Annotated in this window: 26 protein-coding genes; 13 read left to right on the forward strand and 13 right to left on the reverse strand. The window is 54.1% G+C overall.

Translation table 11 applies throughout. From position 1 onward, the window contains the following. Window positions 1-42: 42 nt before the first annotated feature. The 4 genes from K0H81_RS15480 to K0H81_RS15495 all read right to left on the reverse strand — a co-directional run bounded on the left by K0H81_RS15480 (window position 43) and on the right by K0H81_RS15495 (window position 4996). On the reverse strand, window positions 43-2307 hold the full coding sequence (locus K0H81_RS15480) for an OmcA/MtrC family decaheme c-type cytochrome (RefSeq protein WP_220058897.1): 2265 nt from the start codon (window positions 2305-2307) through the stop codon (window positions 43-45). 158 nt (window positions 2308-2465) lie between these two features. Beyond that, a complete protein-coding gene (locus K0H81_RS15485; RefSeq protein ID WP_144200904.1) occupies window positions 2466-3431 on the reverse strand; it encodes a LysR family transcriptional regulator in 966 nt (321 codons plus the stop codon). Between the two features lie 160 nt (window positions 3432-3591). Further along, complete coding sequence (locus tag K0H81_RS15490; protein ID WP_220058898.1) at window positions 3592-4302, reverse strand: pseudouridine synthase; 711 nt, start codon at window positions 4300-4302, stop codon at window positions 3592-3594. Next, a complete protein-coding gene (locus K0H81_RS15495; protein WP_258406307.1) occupies window positions 4292-4996 on the reverse strand; it encodes a helix-turn-helix transcriptional regulator in 705 nt (234 codons plus the stop codon). Before K0H81_RS15495 ends, K0H81_RS15490 begins: the two co-directional genes overlap by 11 nt. Window positions 4997-5136: 140 nt before the next feature. Between K0H81_RS15495 and K0H81_RS15500 the strand changes: the two genes are divergently transcribed. Then, window positions 5137-5742, forward strand: coding sequence for an NAD(P)H-dependent oxidoreductase (locus tag K0H81_RS15500; RefSeq protein WP_220058899.1), 606 nt, complete (start codon window positions 5137-5139; stop codon window positions 5740-5742). A gap of 120 nt (window positions 5743-5862) precedes the next feature. Further along, on the forward strand, window positions 5863-6285 hold the full coding sequence (locus K0H81_RS15505; RefSeq protein WP_220058900.1) for a VOC family protein: 423 nt from the start codon (window positions 5863-5865) through the stop codon (window positions 6283-6285). Window positions 6286-6349: 64 nt separating this feature from the next. Here the strand turns inward: K0H81_RS15505 and K0H81_RS15510 are convergent, their stop codons facing one another. The 3 genes from K0H81_RS15510 to K0H81_RS15520 form a co-directional block, all read right to left on the reverse strand. Beyond that, window positions 6350-6598, reverse strand: a complete 249-nt coding sequence (locus tag K0H81_RS15510) for a hypothetical protein (protein ID WP_220058901.1) — start codon at window positions 6596-6598, stop codon at window positions 6350-6352. Between the two features lie 5 nt (window positions 6599-6603). Beyond that, complete coding sequence (locus K0H81_RS15515) at window positions 6604-6879, reverse strand: hypothetical protein (RefSeq protein WP_258406308.1); 276 nt, start codon at window positions 6877-6879, stop codon at window positions 6604-6606. Window positions 6880-7094: 215 nt separating this feature from the next. After that, window positions 7095-7412: a TehB-like domain-containing protein gene (locus K0H81_RS15520; RefSeq protein WP_220058902.1), complete on the reverse strand. Its 318-nt coding sequence runs from the start codon at window positions 7410-7412 to the stop codon at window positions 7095-7097. A gap of 152 nt (window positions 7413-7564) precedes the next feature. Between K0H81_RS15520 and K0H81_RS15525 the strand changes: the two genes are divergently transcribed. The 5 genes from K0H81_RS15525 (at window position 7565) to K0H81_RS15545 (ending at window position 13314) form a co-directional block, all read left to right on the forward strand. Beyond that, entirely contained in the window at window positions 7565-8065 is a 501-nt protein-coding gene (locus tag K0H81_RS15525; protein ID WP_220058903.1) for a YcxB family protein, read from the forward strand. Window positions 8066-8220: 155 nt separating this feature from the next. Next, window positions 8221-8895 carry a YiaD family glycine zipper/OmpA-like lipoprotein gene (locus K0H81_RS15530; RefSeq protein WP_220058904.1) on the forward strand — a complete coding sequence of 225 codons (675 nt, stop codon included), beginning with the start codon at window positions 8221-8223 and terminating at the stop codon, window positions 8893-8895. Window positions 8896-9045: 150 nt separating this feature from the next. Further along, window positions 9046-11805, forward strand: coding sequence for an ATP-binding protein (locus tag K0H81_RS15535; protein ID WP_220058905.1), 2760 nt, complete (start codon window positions 9046-9048; stop codon window positions 11803-11805). Further along, window positions 11795-12133 (forward strand): Hpt domain-containing protein, encoded by a 339-nt coding sequence (locus tag K0H81_RS15540; protein ID WP_144200888.1) that lies wholly within the window; start codon window positions 11795-11797, stop codon window positions 12131-12133. The genes K0H81_RS15535 and K0H81_RS15540 overlap by 11 nt, the downstream gene beginning before the upstream one ends. Continuing rightward, complete coding sequence (locus K0H81_RS15545) at window positions 12130-13314, forward strand: response regulator (RefSeq protein ID WP_220058906.1); 1185 nt, start codon at window positions 12130-12132, stop codon at window positions 13312-13314. Before K0H81_RS15540 ends, K0H81_RS15545 begins: the two co-directional genes overlap by 4 nt. Here K0H81_RS15545 and K0H81_RS15550 read toward each other — a convergent pair. The 5 genes from K0H81_RS15550 to K0H81_RS15570 form a co-directional block, all read right to left on the reverse strand. Continuing rightward, window positions 13311-13877, reverse strand: a complete 567-nt coding sequence (locus K0H81_RS15550) for an acetate uptake transporter (protein ID WP_144200884.1) — start codon at window positions 13875-13877, stop codon at window positions 13311-13313. The genes K0H81_RS15545 and K0H81_RS15550 overlap by 4 nt on opposite strands. 556 nt (window positions 13878-14433) lie before the next feature. Next, window positions 14434-14955 carry a GNAT family N-acetyltransferase gene (locus tag K0H81_RS15555; protein ID WP_220058907.1) on the reverse strand — a complete coding sequence of 174 codons (522 nt, stop codon included), beginning with the start codon at window positions 14953-14955 and terminating at the stop codon, window positions 14434-14436. Between the two features lie 182 nt (window positions 14956-15137). Continuing rightward, window positions 15138-16214: an ACP S-malonyltransferase gene (locus K0H81_RS15560; protein ID WP_258406309.1), complete on the reverse strand. Its 1077-nt coding sequence runs from the start codon at window positions 16212-16214 to the stop codon at window positions 15138-15140. Window positions 16215-16228: 14 nt separating this feature from the next. Further along, on the reverse strand, window positions 16229-18520 hold the full coding sequence (locus K0H81_RS15565; RefSeq protein WP_220058909.1) for a dehydrogenase E1 component subunit alpha/beta: 2292 nt from the start codon (window positions 18518-18520) through the stop codon (window positions 16229-16231). 108 nt (window positions 18521-18628) lie between these two features. Beyond that, the gene (locus K0H81_RS15570; RefSeq protein ID WP_220058910.1) at window positions 18629-19804 is read right to left on the reverse strand and encodes an acyl-CoA dehydrogenase; all 1176 of its coding nucleotides are present in this window, start codon (window positions 19802-19804) and stop codon (window positions 18629-18631) included. Window positions 19805-19993: 189 nt separating this feature from the next. Here K0H81_RS15570 and K0H81_RS15575 point away from each other — a divergent pair, with 189 nt between their 5' ends. The 5 genes from K0H81_RS15575 to K0H81_RS15595 all read left to right on the forward strand — a co-directional run bounded on the left by K0H81_RS15575 (window position 19994) and on the right by K0H81_RS15595 (window position 24309). Next, complete coding sequence (locus K0H81_RS15575) at window positions 19994-20830, forward strand: LysR family transcriptional regulator (protein WP_011864704.1); 837 nt, start codon at window positions 19994-19996, stop codon at window positions 20828-20830. A 174-nt stretch (window positions 20831-21004) separates the two neighbouring features. Continuing rightward, window positions 21005-21886 carry a MipA/OmpV family protein gene (locus K0H81_RS15580; RefSeq protein ID WP_220058911.1) on the forward strand — a complete coding sequence of 294 codons (882 nt, stop codon included), beginning with the start codon at window positions 21005-21007 and terminating at the stop codon, window positions 21884-21886. 107 nt (window positions 21887-21993) lie between these two features. Beyond that, a complete protein-coding gene (locus K0H81_RS15585) occupies window positions 21994-22302 on the forward strand; it encodes a DUF3019 domain-containing protein (protein ID WP_258406310.1) in 309 nt (102 codons plus the stop codon). Continuing rightward, window positions 22302-23015: a response regulator gene (locus K0H81_RS15590; RefSeq protein WP_011864701.1), complete on the forward strand. Its 714-nt coding sequence runs from the start codon at window positions 22302-22304 to the stop codon at window positions 23013-23015. The genes K0H81_RS15585 and K0H81_RS15590 overlap by 1 nt, the downstream gene beginning before the upstream one ends. Before the next feature lie 10 nt (window positions 23016-23025). After that, the gene (locus K0H81_RS15595) at window positions 23026-24309 is read left to right on the forward strand and encodes an ATP-binding protein (RefSeq protein WP_220058913.1); all 1284 of its coding nucleotides are present in this window, start codon (window positions 23026-23028) and stop codon (window positions 24307-24309) included. Between the two features lie 78 nt (window positions 24310-24387). On the opposite strand, the gene K0H81_RS15600 is transcribed toward K0H81_RS15595, so the two are convergent. After that, a complete protein-coding gene (locus K0H81_RS15600; RefSeq protein ID WP_220058914.1) occupies window positions 24388-24654 on the reverse strand; it encodes a DUF1289 domain-containing protein in 267 nt (88 codons plus the stop codon). Between the two features lie 191 nt (window positions 24655-24845). Between K0H81_RS15600 and K0H81_RS15605 the strand changes: the two genes are divergently transcribed. Beyond that, window positions 24846-25385, forward strand: a complete 540-nt coding sequence (locus K0H81_RS15605; protein WP_220058915.1) for a DUF4136 domain-containing protein — start codon at window positions 24846-24848, stop codon at window positions 25383-25385. Window positions 25386-25395: the final 10 nt, after the last annotated feature.

Consider the following 25395-nt stretch of genomic DNA (forward strand, 5'->3'; position numbering starts at 1 on the left):
GCAGGGGTATGCCCAATTAGCGAGAATTATTATTGTTGGCGTCTAGTGACCACCACCGGCGTGAACTTTATCAACACCGTATGTCTTACCTTCGGCGTGACAGGTTGCACAAGACTCGACTGGCAGGTCAGCAGATGTATCTGCCTTACCATCTACAGTCGCACCATTGCTCTCGAAGTGAGCGAGTGCAGAGGCACTGATGTGACATGTACGGCAAGTCTCAGCCACTGGAGAAATGTAGCCAGTAGGCACTTGGATAGAACGCTTACCAGAAGTCAAACCACCGTCGGCCGCGAAGAAGGTTGCACCATCTTTGTGACAGGCTTCACAGTCTGTCGCAAGGGCTGGGTAACCAACAGTTTCCAGGTTCTTATCTAGGTAGATACCACCACCGAAAGTACCAGTGTGGAAACGGTGAGCCACAGTCATCAGGTCACGGTTAGCGAAGGTTACACCTTCAACTGGCGCCATGATTGGGTTGCCATCGCCATCAACCTCACCTGTGTCATATTCAACAGCACCATGGTAAGAGCCTGGGTATCTGTTGTTGTGACAATCCATACACTGAGTAAACTCGGTCACACCATGACGTGGTGACTTGATATGAGTCAGGTTACCGTGACAGCTATTACACTTGGCTTCGCTCACAGTGACGCGATCGGCATCGCTCATGCGGGCTTGCAACGGTGCAACGGCAGGGTCATCCAGGTTGTAGTACTTAACAGGTGAACTGGCTGCAACTTGAGTGTAATCGCCGTCTGCACACATTACGGCCTTACCACCGGCGCCACAGATCATCACTTCTGCAGTCACATAGATAGAACCAGTCAGGCGAGCAGAGTCGAAGTTCTTAGTCGTAGTCAGGATACCACCAGTAATAGCCACTCCGTTGACAGGCATACCTAGACCACGAATCGGCGTGCCTTTCGCGTCAAGGTTACCAATCAGCAGACCGGTAGACAGACGTGGCATGTATGGATCCAGCATAGAGCCATCGGCTGGTGCTGCACCATTGACTGTCACCTTAGTGGTTACTGTCAATGCGCTGGTACCGTCGCCGTTGTCAGTCACTGTCACACCTTGGAAATCAAGAACGACTTGTTCCTGCTCAACCGCTCTGTTACCCACCTTGTGAACCACTTCTGGGCTCAGGTTACCAATGTGACAGTTCATACATTGAGAATCATCAGCCTGTGGTAGCTGGAAGTCAGAGTGGCCTTCACCGGTTTCGAAGTTAACGGTTACGTGACAACCTACACAAGCTTCACGGTAAACGTTTTCTTTCCACTGGTTACCATTGTCGTGACAGGTAGTACATTCGTTTAGCTCAGCTGGGAAGTGAACGCCGGCAAACTCTTCAGCATCACCTTTTAACACGCCCCACTCGGCAAGATGACCACCGGCGTGGATGGTGTGGATCATTGCGTTGAAGTTAGGGTTAAAGCCTTTTTCTGGATCGTTCTGATCGGCGGCATAAGCAGGGTTATGACACGCGATACAGTTTTCAACTTTCTGATAGTTATGGTGAGCACCGATGTTCGCAATACGTTTGTCGCCATCATCATAACCCATCAACTCGCTGTGACATTGAATACAGGCAGCGCTTGATACCGAGTCTTTAGCCGATACGGCCATCTCACCGGTCGCAGGAATAAAATCGAGCGGAGTAGAGAGAAGTTTGTCGGAAATCGATACGCCAGTTGCATCGGTCACATTGTAGGTACGCACCATGACGCGGAACATGCTAGTAGGATCGCCATCGGCTACCACAACAGGTGCGTTGCCATCATGCTCCCAAGTACCTGTGTAAGTACCAGGATTTTCAGCATCCTCTACTAAGGTACAGGCATCGACTTCGGCGCCGCCACGTGCCTCCGCCTTACCTGTAGGCGTACAGTACATGCTAGAACCAAATTCGTTAGCCAGGGCGTTGTTCGACCAGAGCATAGGTGCGCCACTATCAGTGGTGTTAGCCACCTGATTGGTCACATAGAGAGCTACCTTGTCCAGGCCAGTAAACGGAACATCATCTCCTTTACTATTTTTACCTGTCGCGGTGAACTTAATAGAGAAGTCATCAGCTCCTACTACTACGATGTCGGCAGGTTGTAGAGTTAGTTTGAAGTCTGCGGCAGTGGCTACTGTATCAACGGTAGATCCCGCTGGTGCGCCAGGTGTACCTGGAGTACCAGGAACGCCAGGCTCACCTGGCGCTCCATCTTTACCATCTTTACCATCACTACACGCGCTCACACCAATGGCACACATGAGTGCCATGGCTAATAAGGTAATTTTATTTTTTTTCATCGCCATATCCCTTTATAGGTATTTCTGCTATTGCAGTACCTCAAATATAAGGGAGTGACGATAAATTGTTAGATAATTGAGTCCAAGTTGTGACTGCAATTTAAAGATTCATTAACAGAAATTTCAAAATTTGAAAGCGTAAATTTCAAATTTTGAAATTAACATTTAACGAGTAGCTGTTTGATAAGCTGGATAATTAATTCTCTCTGTTCCAGCGAGTAGCGTCGATACTCGGCTGGATTTTCCAGTAACAGGTATTGAGGCGACATGCTTTCACCGTGGAGACGTCCCACCTCCTCGTCAGACAGGCGCACCACGCGGATCCCCGGCAGGGCGCCGCAGATCTCGGCCTCTGAGCAAGGCAGGAAAGCCACCGAATTCATGGTCAGCAGATGACTGTACCACTCGTCTCGTGAACAGACTCTTTCTATGCTGTCGATGTCGGCACCGTTTTGACGAGCGAACACCTCCAAGGGGTCGATCTTGTCATTAAAGCCCTTACCATCCAGGCAGAGAAAGGGGTGACGACAGACGGTTTCCAGGGTCAAAGGCTCGCTCTGGGACCAGATGGCATGCTCTTCATTGGCGGCCAGACAAACACCGTTCAGACAGCCTAACGCCTCAACCGATAACGGATGCTCATTGCAGGCATCGAACGTCACCCCCATATCCAGTTCACCGTTATGGATCTGATCGGCAGAGTCATCCCCCCAGACCACAAACTGTAACTGGCTAAAGGCGTCTCTGGCATTGCTACGGGAAAAGGCCAGGGAGAGGCTGGCCATGATACTCGGGGTAACAGCAATTCTCAGGCGTTCACTGGCCAGCTCGCTGCTCTTTTCGCTAATAGACTGTTCTATTTTCAGGACGGCTTCACAGAACTGACACACGGGCTCGTAGAGAAATTCCGCCATAGGTGTCGGCTTGAGCCCGAGCTGACGACGATAGAAGAGCTCGTCATCGAAGGTGGCACGTAACATATTCAAACAGCGACTAATTTTAGGGGCTGACACATTAAGTTGCTTAGCCGCTATGTTGGCATGTCCGGTTTGAAAAATGACTTTAAACACCATCAAACAAAACACATCGAGTTCGCTGATTTTCTTAAGTGTTTGATTGCTCATCGATACTATTGTTTATATTAGTAATCTAATATTTATAACACATGATTTGCATCAAACGATATAGCCATTAGTCACACATTTACGCTTGGCTTGTTGAACTAAGAAATTAGTGCTAGGTGAAGCGATAAAGTCAAAATCTTGTGCTAGACAAGACTGACTTTCAGCCGAATATGCTAGCCACCTCCAGTGGCGTCAGCGGGCGATACTCCCCTACAGCCAAGGTTTCATCCAGGATTAGGTTACCCACGGACAGCCTGTGCAGCGCCATCACCTGATTGCGAAAACGGCCAAACATGCGCTTGATTTGATGGTAGCGCCCCTCATGCAGGGTGACTCTGGCCAGATGGGGTTCGAGGATCTCAAGCTGTGCAGGCTGAGTGGTAATATTCTCAAAAGCAAAGTAGAAACCCTCGGCAAAGGCCTTCACATAGGCCTGAGTGAGGGGAGCCTTGAGGGTGACCAGATACTGCTTGGCCACCTTATGCTCCGGCGACATGATACGCTTCGACCAGCGGCTGTCGTTGGTAAGCAGCAGCAAGCCCGAAGTGTTGAGATCCAGCCGTCCGACGATATGCAGCCCCTTGTCCTGATAGTCGGGCAAGAGATCCATCACCGTCTTGTGCTCATCGTCCTTGGTCGCGCTCACCACACCAACCGGCTTATGCAGCATAAGATAGATGGCTTGCTCCTGCCTCAGCGCCTGGCCATCGAGCGTCACTTGAGAGAACTGATCTATCTGACAGTCGGCATCGCGCACCACATGACCATCGACACTCACCCGGCCCTTTGCCAGGATGAGACGCACCTGCTTGCGGGGGATCTGACAATGCTGACTGATAAAGCGATCCAGCCTGGCGCGTTTAGCGGACATCTTGATGCGCCGGTGCTTGTTCTTCAGCAGGATTTTCTTCAGCGATTTTTTCTAGCGCTTGCCCGTGAGATGCGAGCGGCACCAGCTTGTAGGCACAGCGTCTGGCCCCCGCTATGATATGCTCCTCGCGGCTGACGCTCGCCAGCTCGCTAAACAGTTCTTGAAACAGCTGCAGCTCTGAGCGGCAGAAGTTGGCGCAGTGACTCGCCGCAGCGCAGATGGGACAGTGATTCTCCAGCAGCCAAAAGACGCCATCTTGCTCCTCGACAGAGGCGACATACCCCTCCTGGGTCCTGAGCTTGGCCAGCGCGGCTAACTTATCAGCCAGACCAGTCGCTTGCGACAGCGCCTCCAGATACAGACGCCGACTCGCCTGCTCTCGGTGATCGATCAACTGATCCAGCCCCTGGTCACCAAACACTACCCGCACCGAGTCGATCAGTTGACTGGTGAGATCGTCGTGTCGATCGGGGAACAGCTTGTAGCTCTTCTCGGTAAGTCCCCAGTAACGGGTGGGACGACCGCGACTCGCCTTTCTGTCTTCGAAACTCAAGATCCCCTCCTCTTCCAAGGCCTGCAGATGTTGCCTGACCCCCATGGTGGTCAACGCAAACAGCTCGGCCAATACCTTGGCGGTACTGGGGCCGTGGATCTTGATATGTTCGATGATCTTGTCGCTGGTCTTCTTACTCACCCGCCGTCTCCTCTGGACTTCTATGGGCCCATTATTACCGATCCAGAGATTAAGTAAACTTTTTTATTTACTTTAGTCTTTACAAAATTAAATAAAGTAATTAGTGTATAAAACATTAAATAAATAAAAAGGTTTACATAATGAAGCTTCTTATCGTCAGTGCCAGTCAACGTCCAGGTTCTCAAAGTGCCAGAGTCGCCGGCTACCTTAGTGAACATGCCAGCCAATTCAGTGAGATACAGCATATTGAGCTGTGCCGTTACGATCTGCCCTTCTGGGATGGCGACAGAAATGGCGCAGTGCTCCAGGCGAGCGACTGGCACAAGATAAGCCCGCTGGTAAAGCAAGCCGACGCTCTGGTTCTGATCACCCCAGAATGGGGCGGCATGGCCTCACCCATGTTAAAAAACTTCCTGCTACTGTGTGACAACCAGGACACGGCCCACAAGCCAGCCCTCTTGGTCGCTGTCACCAGCGGCATCAGCGGCGCCTACCCTATCGCCGAGTTAAAGATGAATGCCCTGAAGAACAACAAGCTGGTGCCTATTCCCGATCATCTGATCATTCGTAATGTCGAGCAGGTACTGGGAGAGGGTGAGATAGATGCCAGAGAGCAAGGGCTAAGAGCGCGCATCGGCTACAGCCTGCATATGCTCGGCCAGTATGCAGATGCCCTCGGCGCCATACGCCAGCGCCATAGGGATCAGCCCTACCCCAAACAGCAGGAATATGTATACGGCATGTAGTGCCGCCTAAGTACTAACCCAAGTCATGCGCCAGCCTCAGTTAGGCATTACCCCCCAGCTAGGCACTAGATCGAGCGTATTAACGGAATAACACCAAGCCTGCAGAGGAGGAATTGCATCATGATCCATTTAGAACACATAAATCTCGTCGTCACCGACATAGAAACGGCCCTTAATTTCTACCGTGCCGCCTTCCCCCATTGGTCGGTGCGTGGCGGCGGTCAGGGAACCTGGTATGGCAAGCCACGCAACTGGGTTCACTTCGGCGATGGCTATCAATACCTGGCCTTCAACGATGATGGCGAAGGCGAAAACCGCGACCTAAGCGGACATCAGGTTGGTCTGGCTCACTTTGCCTTCGTGACCCAAGATCTCGATGGCGTGATAGCCAGACTCAAGCACGCGGGCTTCGAAGTGGACAAAGCGGGGCAGGATGATCCCTTCCGCCGCAACGTCTACTTTATCGACCCTAACGGCTATGAGGTGGAATTTGTGCAGTATCTCAGTGACCTGCCAGAGCAGCGTAACCGCTACGACACTTGATAACGTCAGCCAAGCATTAGCAAAAATGCAAGCGGTTAAGTCTATCTGTCTTTGATATCCAGACCTATCCCAGGTAGACCAGCAGGGTAAACAGCAAGAGATAGAAGAAAAAGCCAGCCATATAGACGGCGTAAAAATCGTTTTTCGCCAGGCGTTTCTCTTGATGAAACAAGGCAGGCCAATACAAAGGCTTCTGCACCCGGCCAAAGGTCACTAGCCCAATCACCACGGCGCCTGTGGTATAGAGAATAAACGAGAGTAAGATCTCCCAGATAAACCAGATAAAGAATTCGGTGAGACTAGCCGCTAACATGAGTATTACCCCGCCATCTTGCTAAGAAACAACGCAAAACCCGCGCCTGCGAGCAGAAAGATGATCACCATAATGGTGAGCGTCTTGGAGCGTGCCATGGATTGCAGCAGGGCGAAACCTGTGTCCATCTCGGCCAAGTCTTGCAACAAAGAGGAGCTAGCAGGCGTTTTTGCTGCCTTCGATGTCTTGGATGTCTCGGCACCTCTATGCACTAGCTTACCTGGCTTAGAGTTTTCCATAGGCGCCTGACACTTGTGGGTGGAGTGTGGGGAGGTCTTCATCAGCTTTCCTTAGCTAAAGGCTTTATTGGACTCTAAAGCCTGGCCAAAGGAAAGTCAGGTTAACTTTTATTCACTTCTTTTATTCACTTCTTATTTGTGTCAGGCCAATGCTTAACCAGCATGCCACTTCAACCAACGCACCACTTTAGCTAGCGTGTCACTTTAGCTAGCGCGTCATTAAGCTTATCGAAAGGTGAAATCAAAAAGCACTCAGGCTAGGCCTGCTCTATCGGCCCCTCGGGTTTGATGAAGAAATGAATTTCGAAACGGGTATCTGGGGTAAGAGGCTTGATGCTGTGCCAGTAGCCGGGATGAGAAATCGCCGTCTCATTGGCCCCTAGTCGCACCTCGCGATTGACCTCGCCCAACTTGTCTAGGTAACCGAAAAACATCAGCTCCCCCTGGATAACATGGATCTGCTCATACACGCCGGGCCGGGTAAAATGTCGCTCCCGGTAGATGGCCGGCATATCCTGCTCACTAAACACAGGTGTCTTCTTGCACTTCACATATCCCTTAGGCACAAATGACATCTTGAGGCTCCCATTTTCAAGGCCGATTGCCGACGTTCAGAAAGCTAAACTTAGTCTAAATTTAACCAAAGATCTAAGACAAGTTCACGGCGAGATTGCACTTCATCCACAAGGGATTACACTGTGTCCCAAATTCAGCTATCTCTACTTATATGACAGCTTCATCTCACTCTCAATCAAACGCTTCGTTTAGCTACAGCACCCACTTTACCCTGGACAGAGCCTACTATGCTGAATGCTTCGATGCCTCTGTAACTCAGCCCGCTCCCCGCGCCGCATACACTAAGGCGATCGTCTTTTTGCTGATCGGCCTGGCGCTACTGTTGACCGGCGTTAACGCCTACGCCTCCTGGTTTATTATCGCCCTCGGCGTATTGGAGGGCTTGAGTATCAAGTTTAAGCGCCCCTGGTACCTGACCCGCCAGATGATGAGCAAGGCCGCCGGCAACGAGGCTAGCCTCACCCTGAACGAACAAGGGATCAGCATCGAATCCCTCTACGTTAAACAGCAGCTCGACTGGGACAGTGTCGACGACATACAGGAGACCAGCGCAGGCTTCCTGCTGCTAGCAGGCGGCCAGAAACACTACCTCTCGAAACGTTTTCTCGATGAAGCTTGCTGCCAGTTTATGCGCAAAAAACACGCCAAGTAGGCGTTTAGTAGCAGAAGTTTTTCATTAAATTTTGTATAGATTCAGGCAAAAGCCCCTCATTTTGATATTATGCAAACAAAATGCAACAATAATGCACATAACAACAAGCTTAAGGACGATCTCCGCCCTGAGGCAAACCTGATAATGGAGTAACGATGATCAGTAACCAGAAACTCGTCGCGGCAATCTTGGCCGGTTCGACACTATTTATTTCGGCTTGTCAGACAACCAATCCTTATACCAACGAGAGCCAGAACGCCAAGGCGACTAACGGCGCTATCATAGGTGCCATCGCCGGTGCAGCTATCGGTGTGGCCTCGTCAAGCAAGAGCGACCGGGGTAAGGGTGCACTTATCGGCGCCGCCTCAGGCGCAGCCGTCGGTGGTGGTATCGGCTACTATATGGACGTGCAGGAAGCCGAGCTACGCAAGCAGCTACAATCGACAGGCGTCAGCGTGACCCGCAACGGTGACAACATCATCCTCAACATGCCAAACGAAGTGACCTTCGGCGTCGATCAATCTGTGCTGAGCAGCCGTGCCAAGAACGTGCTGGACAGTGTCGCCCTGGTCGCCAAGGAGTACGATGAAACCATGCTGAATGTCATGGGCTTCACCGATAGCTCAGGCAGCGAGTCATACAACCTGCGTCTGTCTCAGGTGCGTGCGGCAGAAGTTGCCAACTATCTGATGTCTCGTGAAATCAAGAACCAGCGCATCAGCTCTGTGGGCATGGGTGAGTCTCGTCCAATCGCCGACAACTCGACCCAGCAAGGCCGCGCGCAAAACCGCCGCGTCGAGATCGTGCTAAGCCCAATGCCACAAGGCTAAGCACCTAATCCTACCGTGTCCCTCGCGCCCTGTTGCTTGAGGGACACGCTTTTAACCCCTCTCCCGCAAAAAAGATTCACAAATCGCCTCCCCTAAATCGCCTCCATAGGTCTAGACTTATTCTCAAGGGATAACAAGGATGTGGATGCCATGGCGCCAGCAGGGAATAGCATAGACGACTCGCCGTTTGCGCAGCTTATCTGTGACAAGCAAGGAGTGATCATTGAGGCCAACGACGCCCTGTGTGCGCTGTTTGAACTCCACCATGAAGCCGTCGTTAAGCGCCCACTCAAGCAGCTACTCACGCTAAATCAGGCCGACTCAAACGATTCACTGCTTGATGCCATCACTCATGCCTTGGCACTTGCCCTAACAGATAGGCAATCGCTCGATGTGCGTCTCCACCGCCAATCCAAGACGCCTTGGTATCAGGTGTTTCCCCAAGCGCTAAGCAATAATCGCTACCTGCTGCTGTTTGTCCCCCAACGCGACGACCCCAATATAACTCAGGGATACCTCAAGCGCTTCGAGGCCTTTCTATGCTCCGCCGATATCGGCGTCTGGCACTATGACTCCGCCACGGGTGAGACACGTTTCTCCAACGGAGTGAAGGAGTTGCTGCTACTTAACCATCACAGCCCCCTGAGCTGGCAGAGTCTTCAGCAGATGGTCGCGGTGAAAGATCGCCATAAGTTCGACCCCTTTCTCGCCCCCTCACCTTCGGGTAAACATAAGCTAGCGTTTCGATTTCGTATCGACTCGAACGATGTCGTCAGGGTGTACGAGCTATTCGCCGAGCATATCTACCTGGAAAATGGCCACTTCAAGCTGCTTGGCCTCATCAAAGATCAGACTGAGTCCAAGGCGATGCTCGACGCCCTCAACGAGGCCAACGAGTCGAAGAAGCTGGCGCTCGAGGCTGGCAACATAGGCAACTGGCGGGCACAGATAGATGAACAGGGGCAGTGGATCTGGCAGTGGGATCAGAGGGCCAACGAGATGTTTTGCCTCAACATAGAAGATATTGGCGTGTTGGAAAAGTGGGCCGAGCGGATCCACCCTGAAGACTTCCCCGTCGTCATGGCCGCGGTGGAAGACTCCCTGGCCAATGGCAATCCGTTTCATCAGGAGTATCGCGCTATTCTGCCCAACCAGGAGATCATCTACATACTGGCCAAGGGCAAGGTGAGCCAGGGGCAGAACCAACAAAACAGCCGCATCGATGGCATCTGTATCGATCAGACCCCCATCTACCAGGCGCGCCTGGCGCTGCAGGAAAGCTACCGCTCCCTCGAGAGCCGGGTAAATCAGCGCACCACAGAGCTACAGCTTGCCAAGGAGCGGGCCGAAATCGCCAGCCAGGCCAAGAGCGAATTTCTCTCTATGATCAGCCACGAACTGCGCACGCCGATGAACGCGGTGATCGGCGCACTGGAGCTGCTCTCCCTGGCCGACAAGTCGGGCGAGGAAAGAGATCTTATCGAGACGGCGTCGACCTCGGCCAGTAACCTCATCTATATCCTCAACGACATCCTCGACATCAACAAAATTGAGTCGGGTAAGATGCAGCTGGAGCAACAAGACTTCCACCTCGCCGGGGTGATCGCCGATCTGATCAAGAGCTTCTCGCCGGTGGCCAGCCGCCAAGGGTTACGCTTTGCCGTGCAGGAAGCCCTGGAGCTGCCCGATTGGGTCGAGGGAGATATCGTCAAGGTGCGGCAGATCCTCAGTAACCTGCTCAGCAACGCGATGAAATTCACCCACACCACACAGGAGCAGACCGGCTGTGTATCGCTAAACATCATGGTAGGCGAACAAAATGATATAGTGACCCGGGTACGCTTTACGGTGACAGACAATGGCATAGGCATAGACAAGGCGACCCAGAAACGTCTGTTTGCCCCCTTCGTGCAGGCACAGCGCTCCACCACGCGCAACTATGGCGGCACGGGTCTGGGACTGGCTATCTGCGGCAAGCTCACCAACCTGATGGGCGGCAGCATCAACCTTAAAAGCGAACTTGGCCAGGGGGCGCAGTTCTGTGTCGAGCTTCCCTTCTGGCGCGCCCATCACCATGAACAGACCCAGGAGCTTAGCGAACACACCATAGGGGTGGTGAACCTGGGCCAGCCCCAGGCCACGCTTGACTGGATAAAACAGTGTTTGACCGACAAGGGGGGCAGAGTTAAATGCTACCAGGCCGAGCAACTGGGTATCGACACCCTGGCTCTGCCTCTGGTGATAATTCTGGCCACCGGCGAGGCTGACGAGCTAGGCTTTCTGGCGAACCAAGCGGCGAGTCCAAAGGGCCACAGCAACTGGCTGGTCGCCCTACCACAGCATCACCGCAAGACGCTGACACAGACGATTCCCCAGATAGACAGCCTGGACAGCTATCTGCTTTCCAAGGCCTTGCTGCTCAAGGCGGTGCACAAACGCCTAGACTCAGGCCTTGCCATCGACCTCGACGAGATGGAGCTGGATCTCTGCGACCCTCTGACGCAGGAGCCGACGCCAAAGATTAAGGGGGATGCCGACATACTGGTGGTTGAAGATAACCCTTTAAACCAGAAGCTGATCCTTAAACAGCTGGACATGCTCGGCTATCGCTGCAACCTCGCCGAAGATGGTCTGGTCGGGGTGCATCTCTGGCAATCGGCAAACTATAAGCTGATCCTTACCGACTGCCACATGCCCAACCTGGACGGCTATGACATGTCCAAACAGATCCGCCAGATAGAGAACAGCACCCAACGAAAATCTGTGCCCATAGTGGCCATCACAGGAGCCGCCATGGCCACCGAGCTAGATGACTGCTACCGCTCGGGCATGAACGACTTTGTCAGTAAACCTGTGCAGCTTAGAGACCTGAAGAAGGTCATCCAGAAATGGTATCGCCATGAAGAATAGTCCCCAGATCCTCAACCCTAAGATCATGCGTGATCTTATCGGCAACGATCCTGCACTCATCGCCCAGTTTAAGCAGGACTTCGTCGCCCAGGCCCGTACCAGCCTGCGCGAGCTGGCCACCCACTACAACAACCGTGAATTTGCCGGCCTCAAGCAGAAGGCGCACTTTCTCAAGACCTCTGCCAAGGCAATCGGCGCCGAAGAGGTTGCCGACAAGCTGCAACAACTGGAATATGCCGCCCTGGGGGAAGATATGCCCCAGTGCAAGCAGCTCATTATCCAGCTCAAAAATGCCCTGCAGTCCCTGATAGAGGTGATCAACTCATGACTCGAAAACCCAGCGTTGCCTGTCGCCACCCCGAAGTGATCATGCTCTATGAGAAGGAGGAGGATATCTCGGGCGCCGCCAACATCATTGCCGAGCAGGTCGACGAATACCGCACCGTGCCCGTGACCCGGCTAGTGGGCGAGCAGATAAGAGAGCATAAGCCCTCGGTGATCCTCTTTGCCATGAGCTCGGTGAAGCTCAGCATAGAACTCTATACCAAACTTCTGAAAAACCAGCAGATCGCCTACAGGCATTACGCCATAGTGCTGTGCAAGAACAAGGAGTCCGCCCTCGCCTTTCGCAGCTGCATCAAGGGGGTGTTCGACAACTACTTCGTCTACCTGCCCCTATACGAGAAGTTTCGCCTCAAGATGATAGTCCACAACGGACTGAGACAGAGCCAGGGGGATGACCACTACGCAGGTCTGGATGACGACCAGCTGGAGCGTATCGATACCAACCTCGCCTCGCTTATCGAACTCAGTAGCCAATGTAAGCGCCAGCTACTGGATTCGGTCGACTCCTGCAAGGCGTCAGTCGAACAGTCGACCGAGCAGCTCCCCCATGGCAGTGAGGGCATGAGCCACGACAAGGCGCTGGTCAAGTCACTGGCCAAACAGCATATCGAGCCCCTGCTGACCCAGCTGGAACTGGAGATCAAAGATGGTCTGGACCTCATCCTGGCACAGCTCACCAGTCGCCATAGCGAGATCAAAGACATTAAACAGCAGGTGATCGCCAAACATCAAGCCAAGATCCCCACCCAGGCCCTGGTCAGTTCGCTGCTGGATGAACATGAGGCCAAGCCGCCCAAGAAGAAGATCTTGGTGGTGGAGGATAATCAGATCTACCGGGAGATGATAGTCAAGGTATTGGAGCAGGATGAGTATGATACCGAGCAGGCCTGTGACGGTCTCACCGCCCTCAAGATGATCAAGGGTAACGATTACGCCCTGATCCTGATGGATCTCTACATGCCTCATCTGGATGGCATCAACACCACCAAGCAACTCAAGGCCGATAACGACGGCAAGGATATTCCCGTGGTGGCGCTGACCAGCAACAACAACCGTGAGCTGATCAAGCGTTGGGCCCAGGTAGGACTGAAGGGCTATATTCTTAAGCCCTCCAATCGCACCGAGATCCTTCAGGCGGTCAAGACCGCCATCGAATATGGCTAGGCCTTAACCTCACCAATGGGCAGGATCACCCGGCCATATTCCTGGTTAAGCACCTGAGCCATGGCGAAGTAGATGGCGCTGGCGCCGCAGAAGATCCCTTCGAATCCGGCGATCACGCCGATCAACTCGCTACCGGTGAAGTCGCGGGCCGCCAGCAGGAAGAAGAGTATCGTCAAGGAGCCGAACACCACCTGCTTGGCTCTTGGGTAACGCAAAGAACCGACAAACATGAAGGCGGTAAACAGGCCCCAGAGGCTTAAGTACCAGCCCATGAAGTGACTCGGACTGGCAGCGGCGAGGCCAAGCTTAGGCAGCATGATTAGCCCCACTAAGGTTAACCAGAACAGGCCATAGGAGGTAAATGCCGTAGTGCCGAAGGTATCTCCCCGTTTAAAGCACATCATGCCCACCAGCACCTGGCCCAGACCACCGTAGAAGATCCCCATCGCCAAGATCATGGCATCGATGGCAAAGAAGCCCGCGTTGTGTATGTTCAATAGCACGGTCGTCATACCAAATCCCATCAGACCCAGAGGCGCTGGATTGGCCAATTTTGTCGACATTTAATTCCCCTCGTTATCGCTCGCAGTGAATGATGCGCCCCCGTGGCGCGGTCAAATTCGCGGCGGATTCTAGAGAAGTCTTAAGGGCATCACAATGCCAGGCCAAATGGGCAAAATGCCATAATTAAAACCGATATAAAACAATATGATAACTAAATACAGTCGAGAGAGGATATAAGCAACAAGGGAAAATAGCTAATAAATTCATTAAGATAAAGATGAGCCGCAGACCGCGCGAGACCAACGCCACAAAAGGCGAGGTTTCGAGGGGTTCATCACAAAGGGAGTTTCGGGGCGTCCCTGGATAAACATCAGATGCTAATGAAAAGCGGGCCAGACAAGACAAGCCTCACGCTTCTCCATTTGTCGTGATTCAACCCACAAAAAAATCAGCAGAGGGGCTTAGTTAACCATCTGCTGATCTAGATCAGTTTTGCGCCTCAACTAAAAGCTAATTTTGCGCTTAGCTTGTGTGACTGGCTTAAGCGCTTAGCTTGTGTGACAGGCTTAAGTGTGTAGCTCGAACCAAAGCTCTTAACCAAGTTTTTTAAAGGGCCTAGCAGCATCTGGCCATCAGGAAGGCATTCACATATCCGCCATTCCGAAAGGCGTAATCTTTGGCCTCACCTTCTATCTCGAATCCATGGGACTTATAGAGGGCGACGGCGGCCTCATTGTCGGTATAGACCTCGAGCTCGATGCGCCGCACCGCCAACCAGTTGGTCGCCAGATCTATCATGGCCCCCAGCAAGGCACTGCCAATCCCCTGCCCGCGAGCCGACTCGCATACCGCCATGCCAAAGTTGGCCACGTGCTTGCGCCTGGCATTGCTATAGACCTCCATGCCGAGCTGGCCCACAATCTTGCCATCGCGCACGGCCACCAGGCTGTAACAGTTATCCGGCAGATCCTTTAGCCGCTTCTGCCAAAAGGCCAGCGACGGATAGGGACGCTGCAGGGTGCCGGCATAACAGCTGCGCTGGCCATAGAGGGCAAAAATCCCCTCTATGTCGCCATCTGTGCTGTGGCGTATACTGATCTCTGGGGCTTGGGGGGAATCAAACTGATGCTCTGCCATAAACGTCCTATATTTCCTTATAAAAGAAGGCAATATGCCACAGTATCAATATGCCATAGTTGCAATAAGCTAAGCAACGACAGCATTAGCAAGGCCGCCGCTCCCCCTGCTATAGGTTTAACCCGTAGCGCTAATACGCAACACTTACCCCTAGCACTAATCCTTTACACTAATCGGTAACCTTAAGTCTTACCCGTAGCAAGCGCCCGCTGCGCCGGATTCCCCATGGCGATCAGCTTAGGTGCCTGTTTCTGCGCCTCGCTGAAATCCTGCTTGCTCTGCCAGCCGAACCACTGGTTGGCGATCAGCGTCTGCGCCACGGGGCCGCCTAAGGTGTTACCCGGGCCGAGCACTATCACACAGTCAGGGGCAAACTCCTTCACCCCAACCGCCATCGCCTGACTGAAGTCATAGGGCGCCACCACCTGATGATCTAAGGTGTAGTTGTGCAGCCTTTCCATGTCGCTGGAGAAGGGGCCCCAGATCTGTCCCCGGCCATCCACCATGGGCAGCTTAGGCCGATGAAACAGCGACGCGGGCAGCGCCTGCTGACCCCGGCGGGCGATCTCTTGCAGCAGCGGCGAGTGGAAGGCGCCGTGGTTGTAGAGGCGCATAGGGTAGCGATCCTCCAGCTTGGGCAGATGGGCCTCGGCCTGGGTAAGACCCGCCTCGTTGCCCGCCAGCACGCGATAGCCGCCTAGATGAATAGAGGTGTAGAGCTCACAGCCCGCCTCCTGGTTCACCTCATCGATGACCTTATCCAGCAATGCTGTCTTGGCATTGTTCCGGCGCCAGTTCTCATCCATCTCGGGATAGATCATCTGCCCGCCGATTAGCCCGTCACTCATCATGCTGCCCATGGTGTTGATCACCTCGATAGCGCCGCGCTCATCCAGGGCACCGGCCAATGCCAAGGCGATATACCAGCCCATGGAGTTGCCGGTCACCGCTACTATCTCAAAGCACTCGTGGTCGATATCCATGAAGTCGGCCATGGCGCAGGCATAGATGAGGGCAGAAGCATTCTCCCCCGGCGTATGTAGCTTGAAGGAGTACTTCCCCTGGCCATCGAGGTCGGCGATCGGCCGCTGACCCAGGTCGCGTCGATAGGCATCGATCGCCTCGATAAAGCCGGACTTATCGCCGTGGTATCTGGCGAGATAGCCGAGCTCCTCCTTGTTGTAGCATCCTCTTCCCGGCGCCACCACCAAGGCTCTTAGCTTGCCTGTCGCACTACCCGCATGATCGCTCTTCATCATCTTAGCTTCCTGTGTCATAAGGCTTGTCTCACTCCCGCATCCTGGATGGTTTCACTGCCCTCATCGTCAACGGCGTGCTCGCCAACCAGGGCCTGCTCACCAACCAAGGCCAGTGCGGCCTCGACAATTTGCGAGCGACTCGGCAACGGCAGAGTTGCCGCCTCGGCCAGTGGGATAAAGCAATCCTCGGCGGTGAGCCTGGCCATCTGCGGCGCGAGATCCCCCAAACGCTCATGGACGCAGGTCACTATCGCCTCGCTTACCGAGCCACTGCGGCGGCACTCATCGACGATCAGCAGGTGTTCGCACTCGCTCACAGCCGCGATGATCGCCTCCTCGTTGAGGGGGATGAGATAGCGCAGATCGATCACCCGACAGTCGATGCCGAGCCCAGACAGCTCGCGCTCGGCCTGACGACTGAGATAGTAGCCGTTGCCATAGCTGAGAATGGCCAGCGTCTTACCCTTGCCATAGACCCCCAGCTCACCATAGGGCAGGGCTTTGGCCTTTTCCTGAGGACAATATTCATGACTCCAGAGGCTATCGCCCTCCTCATGGAGATCCCGCGTCATGTAGAGTGCAATTGGCTCTAAGAAGATCACCAGTCGCTGCTCCTGTTCGGCCAGTCGCACGCATTCCCGCAGCATCCCCATGGCATCGGCGCCATTAGAGGGACAGGCCAGAATAAGGCCGGGAATGTCGCGAAACACAGCCAATGAGTTGTCATTATGAAAGTGGCCGCCGAAGCCCTTCTGATAACCCAGGCCAGCGATGCGGATAACCATGGGATTAGTAAATTGACCGTTGGAGAAAAACGGCAGAGTCGCCGCCTCGCCGCGGATCTGATCCTCGGCGTTATGGACATAGGCGAGAAACTGGATCTCAGGAATCGGCAGCAGGCCGTTGTGGGCCATACCTATGGCCAGGCCTAAGATTGAGGTCTCATCCAACAGGGTATTGATCACCCGGTTGGGACCGAAACGCTCCACCAGGCGCGAGGTCACATGATAGACACCGCCCTTCTTGCCCACATCCTCACCGCAGACCACTATGTTCTGTTGGCGCGCCATCAACTCGGTGAGTGTCATGTTGATAAGCTTACCCATGTGCAACGGTTTACCCAGAGAATTTTTGTCCGCACTAAAGAGCTGAGCGAAGGCCTCATCGGTCAGGTTATGGTGAGTCAATGGCTTGTCATTGACGGGCGGAATCACCGCCGCCATCGCCGCCTTGGCGCTGGTCAGTTTTGGCCGCTCAACCGCCACCTTGGCGATCGCGGCGATGCGCGATTTGAGCGTTTGATACTGGTTGACTATCTCGTCCGGAGTCATCAGCTTGGCTTCGATGATCTGCTTGGCACTGAGCAGCAGCGGATCCTGAGCCTCGTTATCGAAGATCTTCTGTTTGCTGAGGTAGGCTATTTCGGCGTCGCTGCCGGCATGGCCCATCAGACGCACGGTTCTGACATGCAAGAAGACAGGCTTGCGCTTGACCCTGGCATACTCTGCCGCCTGACGGCTGACCCGGTAACAGTCCAGCAGATCCCGCCCATCACAGTAGAAATACTTGATACCGGCGCGATCTTTAAAGTTGGCGGCTATCCAGCCGTTTGGGGTCGCGGTAGAGATACCTATACCATTGTCTTCACAGACAAACAGCAGCGGCAGCGGCACCTGCTGGTAAGCGGCCCAACCGGCGGCATTGATCGCCGTCTGCGCGCTGGCATGGTTGGCCGAGGCGTCACCGAAGTTACAGAACACCAAGCTGTCTTCGGGCAAGAGGCTGTCGATATCTAGCCTATGCGTCAGCGGAATGCTCAGGGCCGCCCCCACCGCCTTGGGCAGATGTGAGGCTATGGTGGAGGTCTGCGGCGGTATCATCAGCCGCTTACTGCCGAGTACCTTGTGACGGCCGCCCGAGATAGGGTCTTCGCTGGAGGCGGCGAAGGAGAGCAGCATGTCCCACAGTGAGGTCTCGCCGGGCACCTGGCGCGCCCTCTCTATCATGAAGGCCGCACTGCGATAATGCAGAAAAGCCATATCGGTCGGGCGCAGCGCCGCGGCGCAGGCGGCGTTGCCTTCATGGCCCGAGCTGCCTATGGTGTAGAAGCCCTGATTACGGGCCCGCATCTTACGGGACTCGAGATCCAGCAATCGGCTCTTCATCTGTGACTCGAAGATGCCGACGAAATCGGCATCGCTAAGCCCCAGGCGGGTGTGGCACCAGCCCTGCTCTATCTCCAGGAAATCTTGCTGTGATACTCGTTCGACAAATTGCCTGTCGAGGGCAATAGCTCTATCTTCCAAGTTGATCTACCTCAATTGGGCGCAACAAGGCCTATACCACAGGCGTTCATTCGGCCGCTGCGACGAGAAGGCGGAGCGACGCCGTCGCTCCGAGCTGAAGGAGAAGGATTACCCGAAGGCCTGGATGCCAGTCTGCGCGCGGCCCAGGATGAGCGCATGAATATCATGGGTGCCTTCGTAGGTGTTGACGGCCTCGAGGTTCATCACGTGGCGGATCACATGAAACTCGTCGCTGATGCCGTTGCCGCCGTGCATGTCGCGGGAGGTACGGGCGATCTCCAGCGCCTTACCGCAAGAGTTACGCTTGATGAGAGAGATGGCCTCGACGGGCAGCGCGTCCTGATCCATCAGGCGACCGGCCTGCAGGCAGGCAAACAAGCCTGTGGTGATCTCTGTCTGCATGTCCGCCAGCTTCTTCTGGATCAGCTGAGTTGCTGCCAACGGGCGGTTAAACTGAATACGGTCCAGGCTGTATTGACGCGCCGCGTGCCAACAGAACTCTGCCGCCCCCAGTGCGCCCCAAGCGATGCCGTAGCGGGCCTTGTTGAGACAGCCAAACGGCCCCTTGAGTCCCTCGACGTTAGGCAGCAGCGCCTCTTCACCCACCTCGACATTGTCCATCACTATCTCGCCGGTAATAGAAGCTCTAAGGCTGAACTTACCCTCAATCTTAGGTGCGCTCAGCCCCTTCATCCCCTTCTCGAGGATGAAGCCACGGATCACGCCGTCGAGCTTGGCCCACACCACAAACACATCCGCGATAGGCGAGTTAGTGATCCACATCTTGGCACCGTTGAGACGATAGCCGCCGTCGATACGCTCGGCGCGGGTCTTCATCCCGCCGGGATCTGAGCCCACATCCGGCTCGGTCAGACCAAAACAGCCCACCCATTCGCCGGTTGCCAGCTTAGGCAGATATTTCTGACGCTGCGCCTCGCTGCCATAGGTATAGATGGGGTGCATCACCAGGGAAGATTGCACGCTCATGGCGCTGCGATAGCCGCTATCGACCCGTTCAATCTCGCGGGCCACCAGGCCGTAACTGACATAGTTAGCGTTGGCGCAGCCATAGGCCTCGGGCAGGGTCGCCCCCAGGAGTCCTAGCTCACCCAGTTCATTCATGATCTCACGGTCGAAATGCTCGTTGCGATTGGCCATCAATACCCGGGTCATCAACTTCTCTTGGGCATAGTCGTGCACCATGTCGCGGATCATGCGTTCATCTTCGCTAAGCAATGCATCGAATTGCAGTGGATCTTGCCAATCAAATTTCACTCGAGCCATGAGTCTGTTCCTTGCTGTCATTTATTGTTTTGGTTGCAGCTGGTGACTAATTCACCACTTGCTAATTCGACTAGCATAGGCATAATTTATCCGTAGGAAAAATATTCTTTTTGTTTAGCTTACATAGTTATTTCCTATATCTTACGTAAGCGTAAAGATGAGCCTCGACACTATCCTAAGAGCCTAGCCATGAACCTCAGAGCCCTAAGCTACTTTGTCGCCGTCTACGATAAGGGCACCATCAGCGCCGCTGCCAAGCAGTGCTATATCGCCCAGCCCTCTATCTCCTCGGCCATCAGCCAGCTCGAAGACGAGCTCAACACTCAGCTGTTCCAGCGCCACGGCAGAGGAGTTAGCCCCACAGAGTCGGCAGAGCGCCTCTATCCCCTGGCTCAGCGGCTGCTGAACGAGTCCAAGGCGATCGCTTCGCTGTTTAATACCCCGGAGCAGCGCCAACCCTTCAAACTTGGGCTGATCAACTCCCTCGGGGTGCAGCGCATGAGCATGCTGCTCAAAGACTTCAGCCAGGCCTGCCATGATATGGAGCTCACCCTGGTCGAGGCCAACGAGCCCTGCGACGCCCGTATCATCACCACCAGTCAGCTAAAGTCGGACGAAGTATTTCAGCCCATCTGGCATGACGACTATCTGCTGGCGATCCCCTCGACCATGAGCCTGGCCCTGAAGAAGGAGATCCGCCTGCAGGATCTTAGCGGTCAGCCCTTCATCCACCGCGCCCCCTGCGAGGCGCTGGCGGATCTACAGCAGCTGATGGATCTCGAGGGGATAAAGATGCAGATCCGCGCGCGGATCCAAACGGTAGAGTACGCGGTAGGCTTGGTAGCGGCCGGGGTCGGCATCGCCCTGGTGCCCGCCCTGCCGGTATTGATGGAGCAAAGTAACATCATCTATAAGGCGATTGGCGATCTGCAGCTCAGGCGCACCGTCGGTCTGGCCATGCAAAGAGAAGGTGAGCGCACCGAGCAGCAGAAACAGTTGCAACAAGTCAGCAAACTCTATAGCTAAAAGGGATCACAGCGGCGTACTCGCTACGCAACATCTCGCCAAAGCTTAATCAACACTAGGCATGAAGCTGTATCATTTTGCATCAGCAGCAGCGAAAACGCTGTGCATATATGACGTAAATGGTAATCTTTTGCTCAGACTCCTGTTTGACCCGATATTAGTGTATCTATACCCATGAAGAACAAGCTGCTGACAAGCCTACTTACCTCTTTGCTCCTCTGCTTCGCCGTACAGGCCGAAGAGCAGAAGGTTTGTCATATGGATGATGAATGTGTCGAAGTAGGCCAGTGGCAACTTGGCCTGGCGCTAGGCTATGGTGAGCGTAGCAACCCTGTCCGCGACTACGACGATATCCCCATCTACCTGGCACCTACCCTGGCCTACTATGGTGACAGATGGTTTTTCGACAATGGCAATCTGGGTTACACCCTGGCGGATGAGGAGCTATTTAGCGTCATCCTGACCACCAGCTTCAGCAGCGACAGCGCCTACTTCTACCGTTGGGACCCGTCGAACATCTTTATCTCTGGCACCAGTCAGCTCAGCTCAACACCATCGGCATTTACCTCGCGTTTTCAAGCCTTTGGTGCCGAGCCCGAGCCGGTTTTTAACGAGCTCGAAGACAGAAAATTTACACTTCTTGGCGGAGCAGAAGCGTTTATTTACACACCAATGGGTATAATCAACCTCGCCCTGGCCCACGATCTTTTCGACGTGCACTCCGGCATGGAGGCCAAGGTGAAGTGGCTCTACAACCTATCATGGACCGACTGGAAATTTGAATTCGCCGCAGTGGCTAACTGGAAGAGCGAAGAGATCATCAACTACTATTACGGCGTACGTCCAAGTGAGAACACCTATTGGAGTGAACGCTACCGTGCCGGTTCTGGCACTAATTTAGGATTAGAATTGACGACACAATACATAATGAGTGAGCACTGGGAATTGCTCTTCCTGGTACGCTATACCGACTTGGCCGATGAAATCACCGCCAGTCCGCTCGTCACTGAAAGTTACACCAACACTTACTTTATCGGCACTGCCTATAGGTTCTAAGGTTAGTGTTTTCAATGACTTTTAAGCTGATACAGGCAACCCTTGTCATCATTTTACTGTGTAACATTACCTATGCTGCGGGCCAAGAGTCTACGGCCAGCTTGTCGTTGTCACCCCAATTTTGCATCACGGCCGATGTCGAGCAGAGCTGTGAAATCGAGTTGGTACTAAACTGGGAGACCTCCTATCCCCAGGTAGTTTGCATCATGTCGGATCATGACGAGCTGGAGAAGTGGTGCGCCAACTCGCCCAGTACCCATTCACTCACCCTGAAGGTTGAGACACAAAAAGATATTCAATTTGTCATGATAGACAAAGAAAGCCACCAAACCTTGGCCGGCGTAAAATTAAAAGTTACCCCTACTTCGGCGCCTCAGGTGAGACGTCGTTATCGCAACCCCTGGAGTCTATTCTAATGACAGAATCTCAATCGACCCATAGAGTCTTGCTCGTCGAAGACGATATTCGTCTGGCAAACCTGATTGTGGATTATTTAAAGTCGCATGGAATGCACGTGGAAGTTGAGCGTCGCGGTGATACCGTATTGACCCGACTGATCAACTACAAACCAGATATCATCTTGCTCGATATCATGCTGCCAGGGATGGATGGCCTTACCCTTTGTGAAAAGCTGCCCGACTACTTCGCCGGCCCAATCCTGCTGATGAGCGCACTGGGTTCCAACGAAGATCAGATCAAAGGGCTAGAACTGGGCGCCGACGACTATGTGGTCAAGCCGGTAGATCCTGCCCTGCTTATCGCCCGCATCAACAATCTGCTGCGCCGCACCGCCAAGCCGCCACAGGCAGAATCTCACTGCCTGAGTTTCGGCAAGCTGAGCATAGATCCCCACACTCAGGCGATTCGCCTTGGCGATCTCGAGGTGGATCTCACCAGCCATGAGTTCGAACTCCTCTGGCTGCTAGCCTCACAGGCCGGCCAGGTACTGAGCCGCCAATATATCTATCAATACCTGCTCAACATCGACTTCGATGGAAAGGACAGGAAGATCGACGTGCGTATCTCACGGCTACGCAAGAAGTTAGGTGACAATATCGAAACCCCATTTAGAATTAAGACGGTATGGGGTCAGGGGTATCTGTTTGCCCCAGAAGCCTGGAACAACTAACGGAGCTGCGTTGAAACGACTCTTCATCAGCCTATACCTGCTACTGAGCCTCAGTTTTCTCGGTATAGGCTGGACCTTAGACAGCATCTGGCAAAACAATGTCGACGATAGCGGTGTGCAGGATGCGCCGCTCATCGCCTTAGCCCAGCTGATCGGCAAGCTGCCAGAGAGCCAGCGCGAGGCGTTTCTCGCCGAGCTTAGTACCCAACAAAGCTATCCCCTCAGGCTACTGCCTAAGGCTCAGGTGGCGGTCAACCTAGACGACTCCCTCGCTCGCGACAACGTCTTGGTCACGGCGCCGGATGAACAACACGAGCTGCATTTTATCCAGGTGGATGACCAGCAGATCCTGATGGCCGGCCCCATAGAGATAGATCCCAGGGAGCAGCTGCGCGGCCTGTTTACCCTCTTCTTCTACCTTTCCCTGGCACTGGTCGCGCTGATCTGGGTCTGGCCCCTGTCACGGGACCTCAAGACCTTACGTCTGGCGACCAAGGCATTCGGTCAGGCCAAGTGGGACACCCAGATTCAACTCTCCAGCCGCTCTCAGGTGCAGCCGCTGGCCAGCACCTTCAACGAGATGGCGCGCCACATCAGCGCCCTGATAGAGAACCAGAAGCATCTCTCCAACGCCGTCTCCCACGAGATCAGAACGCCCCTGGCCCGGCTCAAATTTGCCCTGGCCCTGGTGCCCCAATACTGCGCGCCGGACTCAGACCCCGCCCAGCGACAGGCGTTTCTCGACGAGATGCAGCAAGATGTCAAAGAGATGGAGACCCTGCTGCAGGAGCTGCTGACCTATGCCAGCCTGGAGTCTCAGCAGCAGGACCTGGAATTTGAATGCTGCGAGCTGACCCGGCTCACCCAACAAACCATCAGCCGGCTGCAAAACCGCCACAGCATTCCGATTTATTTTGACGAGCAGACGCCTGAGCTGAAGGTGATGGGCGACCCGTCACTCATCGAGCGGGCACTGCAAAACCTGATCATCAACGCCCAGCGTTTCGCCCAAAGTCATATCACCATCGCCATCCGCCAGGACAACAAGTCGGTGCAGCTAGAGGTGATGGACGACGGCCCGGGCATCGCCGCCGTGGATCAGGAGAAGATCTTCGAGCCCTTCTATCGCAGCAAGGTGGTGCAGAACGGCAACAAGGGCCATGGCCTGGGACTGGCCATCATCAAACGCATCATGCACAAACACAATGGCCGGGTATCACTGGCCAGCGAGCCTGGCAATACGGTATTTACCCTGAGCTGGCCCAGGGTGAGTACCAACAGACTAAGAAAATAGCAGACGGAAAACGGGCTTAAACGAGTAAGTGGTTTGTCGATGAGGACTAACTCGACATTGGGTTAACGCCAGCCGAGATCAATCGATGTCGAAGTCCAGCGATTGGGTCGCGGCGGCGCGCTCCTCCAGGATAGCCGTCTTCTTCGCCTTCAACAGGGCCAGACGACGACGGCGATGGCGCTGCTTACACAGGCGGATCACCTCATTTTTCTGGGCGTCAGAGAAGTTCAGCCAGTTGAAGCGCTCCTCTCTGCTACGCAGGCAGCCCTTGCAATAGCCCCTGGCGTCTGTCTGACAGACACCGATACAGGGACTGGGGATCTCGAAAAACTCTAACTGTTCCATGGGGGCTAGCCACACCTAATTATCTATGTCATCTTGAATTCGGGCTCACATAAGGGGACGCTAAATGAGCCTATAGTTAAAACATAACCTAATTCTCGGTAACTGGCTAAACTTTATTCATATCGCTACACTAAAAACTCTATTATAAATAAGCTGATAGCTGAATTTATGATTATTTCACAGGAAGCCCCATGAACTCACTACGCCTGCTCATCCTCACAATCGCCGCCTTGCTACTGGGCGCCTGCGCCAGCAAACCCACCACAGATTACGATACTCAGTACGATTTTGATTCGCTCAAGCGATTTACCCTGCAGAGACCGGCCAATATCGGCGACCCCCTCAGCACTGAGCGGATCGATAGTGCTATCGTCGACAGCCTGACACAGCGCGGATACAGTCAGGTCGCCGAACAGTCCCAGTTTATGGTGACCTATGGCTTTAAGGTGGTGGACAAGCCCAAGAGCTCAGGCCTCTCAATCGGCCTAGGCACAGGGAGCTGGGGCAGCTCTGGCGGCGTCGGTGTGGGCACCAGCGTCGGCGTGCCTCTGGGTAGCGACAGGGCCAAGATGCAAATCATCCAGATAGATATCGTCGACAGCGCCAGCAACAAGCTGATCTGGCGCGGCAGCGATAAGTTTGATTACGATGACGGCGGCGAGAAGAAGGCCAAAGAGACCCGGGAAACCGTGAACAAAATTCTCTCTCAGTTTCCCCCTAAGGCCCAATAATCTCCCCGCG

The organism is Shewanella halotolerans (assembly GCF_019457535.1).
Classification (GTDB): Bacteria; Pseudomonadota; Gammaproteobacteria; order Enterobacterales; family Shewanellaceae; genus Shewanella; species Shewanella halotolerans.

Bases quoted from the DNA above. Each gene is read 5' to 3' on its own strand.
- K0H81_RS15480 (WP_220058897.1), bottom strand. From the start codon at position 2,307: ATGAAAAAAAATAAAATTACCTTATTAGCCATGGCACTCATGTGTGCC.
- K0H81_RS15485 (WP_144200904.1), bottom strand. From the start codon at position 3,431: ATGAGCAATCAAACACTTAAGAAAATCAGCGAACTCGATGTGTTTTGT.
- K0H81_RS15490 (WP_220058898.1), bottom strand. From the start codon at position 4,302: ATGTCCGCTAAACGCGCCAGGCTGGATCGCTTTATCAGTCAGCATTGT.
- K0H81_RS15500 (WP_220058899.1), top strand. From the start codon at position 5,137: ATGAAGCTTCTTATCGTCAGTGCCAGTCAACGTCCAGGTTCTCAAAGT.
- K0H81_RS15505 (WP_220058900.1), top strand. From the start codon at position 5,863: ATGATCCATTTAGAACACATAAATCTCGTCGTCACCGACATAGAAACG.
- K0H81_RS15510 (WP_220058901.1), bottom strand. From the start codon at position 6,598: ATGTTAGCGGCTAGTCTCACCGAATTCTTTATCTGGTTTATCTGGGAG.
- K0H81_RS15515 (WP_258406308.1), bottom strand. From the start codon at position 6,879: ATGAAGACCTCCCCACACTCCACCCACAAGTGTCAGGCGCCTATGGAA.
- K0H81_RS15520 (WP_220058902.1), bottom strand. From the start codon at position 7,412: ATGTCATTTGTGCCTAAGGGATATGTGAAGTGCAAGAAGACACCTGTG.
- K0H81_RS15525 (WP_220058903.1), top strand. From the start codon at position 7,565: ATGACAGCTTCATCTCACTCTCAATCAAACGCTTCGTTTAGCTACAGC.
- K0H81_RS15530 (WP_220058904.1), top strand. From the start codon at position 8,221: ATGATCAGTAACCAGAAACTCGTCGCGGCAATCTTGGCCGGTTCGACA.
- K0H81_RS15535 (WP_220058905.1), top strand. From the start codon at position 9,046: ATGGCGCCAGCAGGGAATAGCATAGACGACTCGCCGTTTGCGCAGCTT.
- K0H81_RS15540 (WP_144200888.1), top strand. From the start codon at position 11,795: ATGAAGAATAGTCCCCAGATCCTCAACCCTAAGATCATGCGTGATCTT.
- K0H81_RS15545 (WP_220058906.1), top strand. From the start codon at position 12,130: ATGACTCGAAAACCCAGCGTTGCCTGTCGCCACCCCGAAGTGATCATG.
- K0H81_RS15550 (WP_144200884.1), bottom strand. From the start codon at position 13,877: ATGTCGACAAAATTGGCCAATCCAGCGCCTCTGGGTCTGATGGGATTT.
- K0H81_RS15555 (WP_220058907.1), bottom strand. From the start codon at position 14,955: ATGGCAGAGCATCAGTTTGATTCCCCCCAAGCCCCAGAGATCAGTATA.
- K0H81_RS15560 (WP_258406309.1), bottom strand. From the start codon at position 16,214: ATGATGAAGAGCGATCATGCGGGTAGTGCGACAGGCAAGCTAAGAGCC.
- K0H81_RS15570 (WP_220058910.1), bottom strand. From the start codon at position 19,804: ATGGCTCGAGTGAAATTTGATTGGCAAGATCCACTGCAATTCGATGCA.
- K0H81_RS15575 (WP_011864704.1), top strand. From the start codon at position 19,994: ATGAACCTCAGAGCCCTAAGCTACTTTGTCGCCGTCTACGATAAGGGC.
- K0H81_RS15580 (WP_220058911.1), top strand. From the start codon at position 21,005: ATGAAGAACAAGCTGCTGACAAGCCTACTTACCTCTTTGCTCCTCTGC.
- K0H81_RS15590 (WP_011864701.1), top strand. From the start codon at position 22,302: ATGACAGAATCTCAATCGACCCATAGAGTCTTGCTCGTCGAAGACGAT.
- K0H81_RS15600 (WP_220058914.1), bottom strand. From the start codon at position 24,654: ATGGAACAGTTAGAGTTTTTCGAGATCCCCAGTCCCTGTATCGGTGTC.
- K0H81_RS15605 (WP_220058915.1), top strand. From the start codon at position 24,846: ATGAACTCACTACGCCTGCTCATCCTCACAATCGCCGCCTTGCTACTG.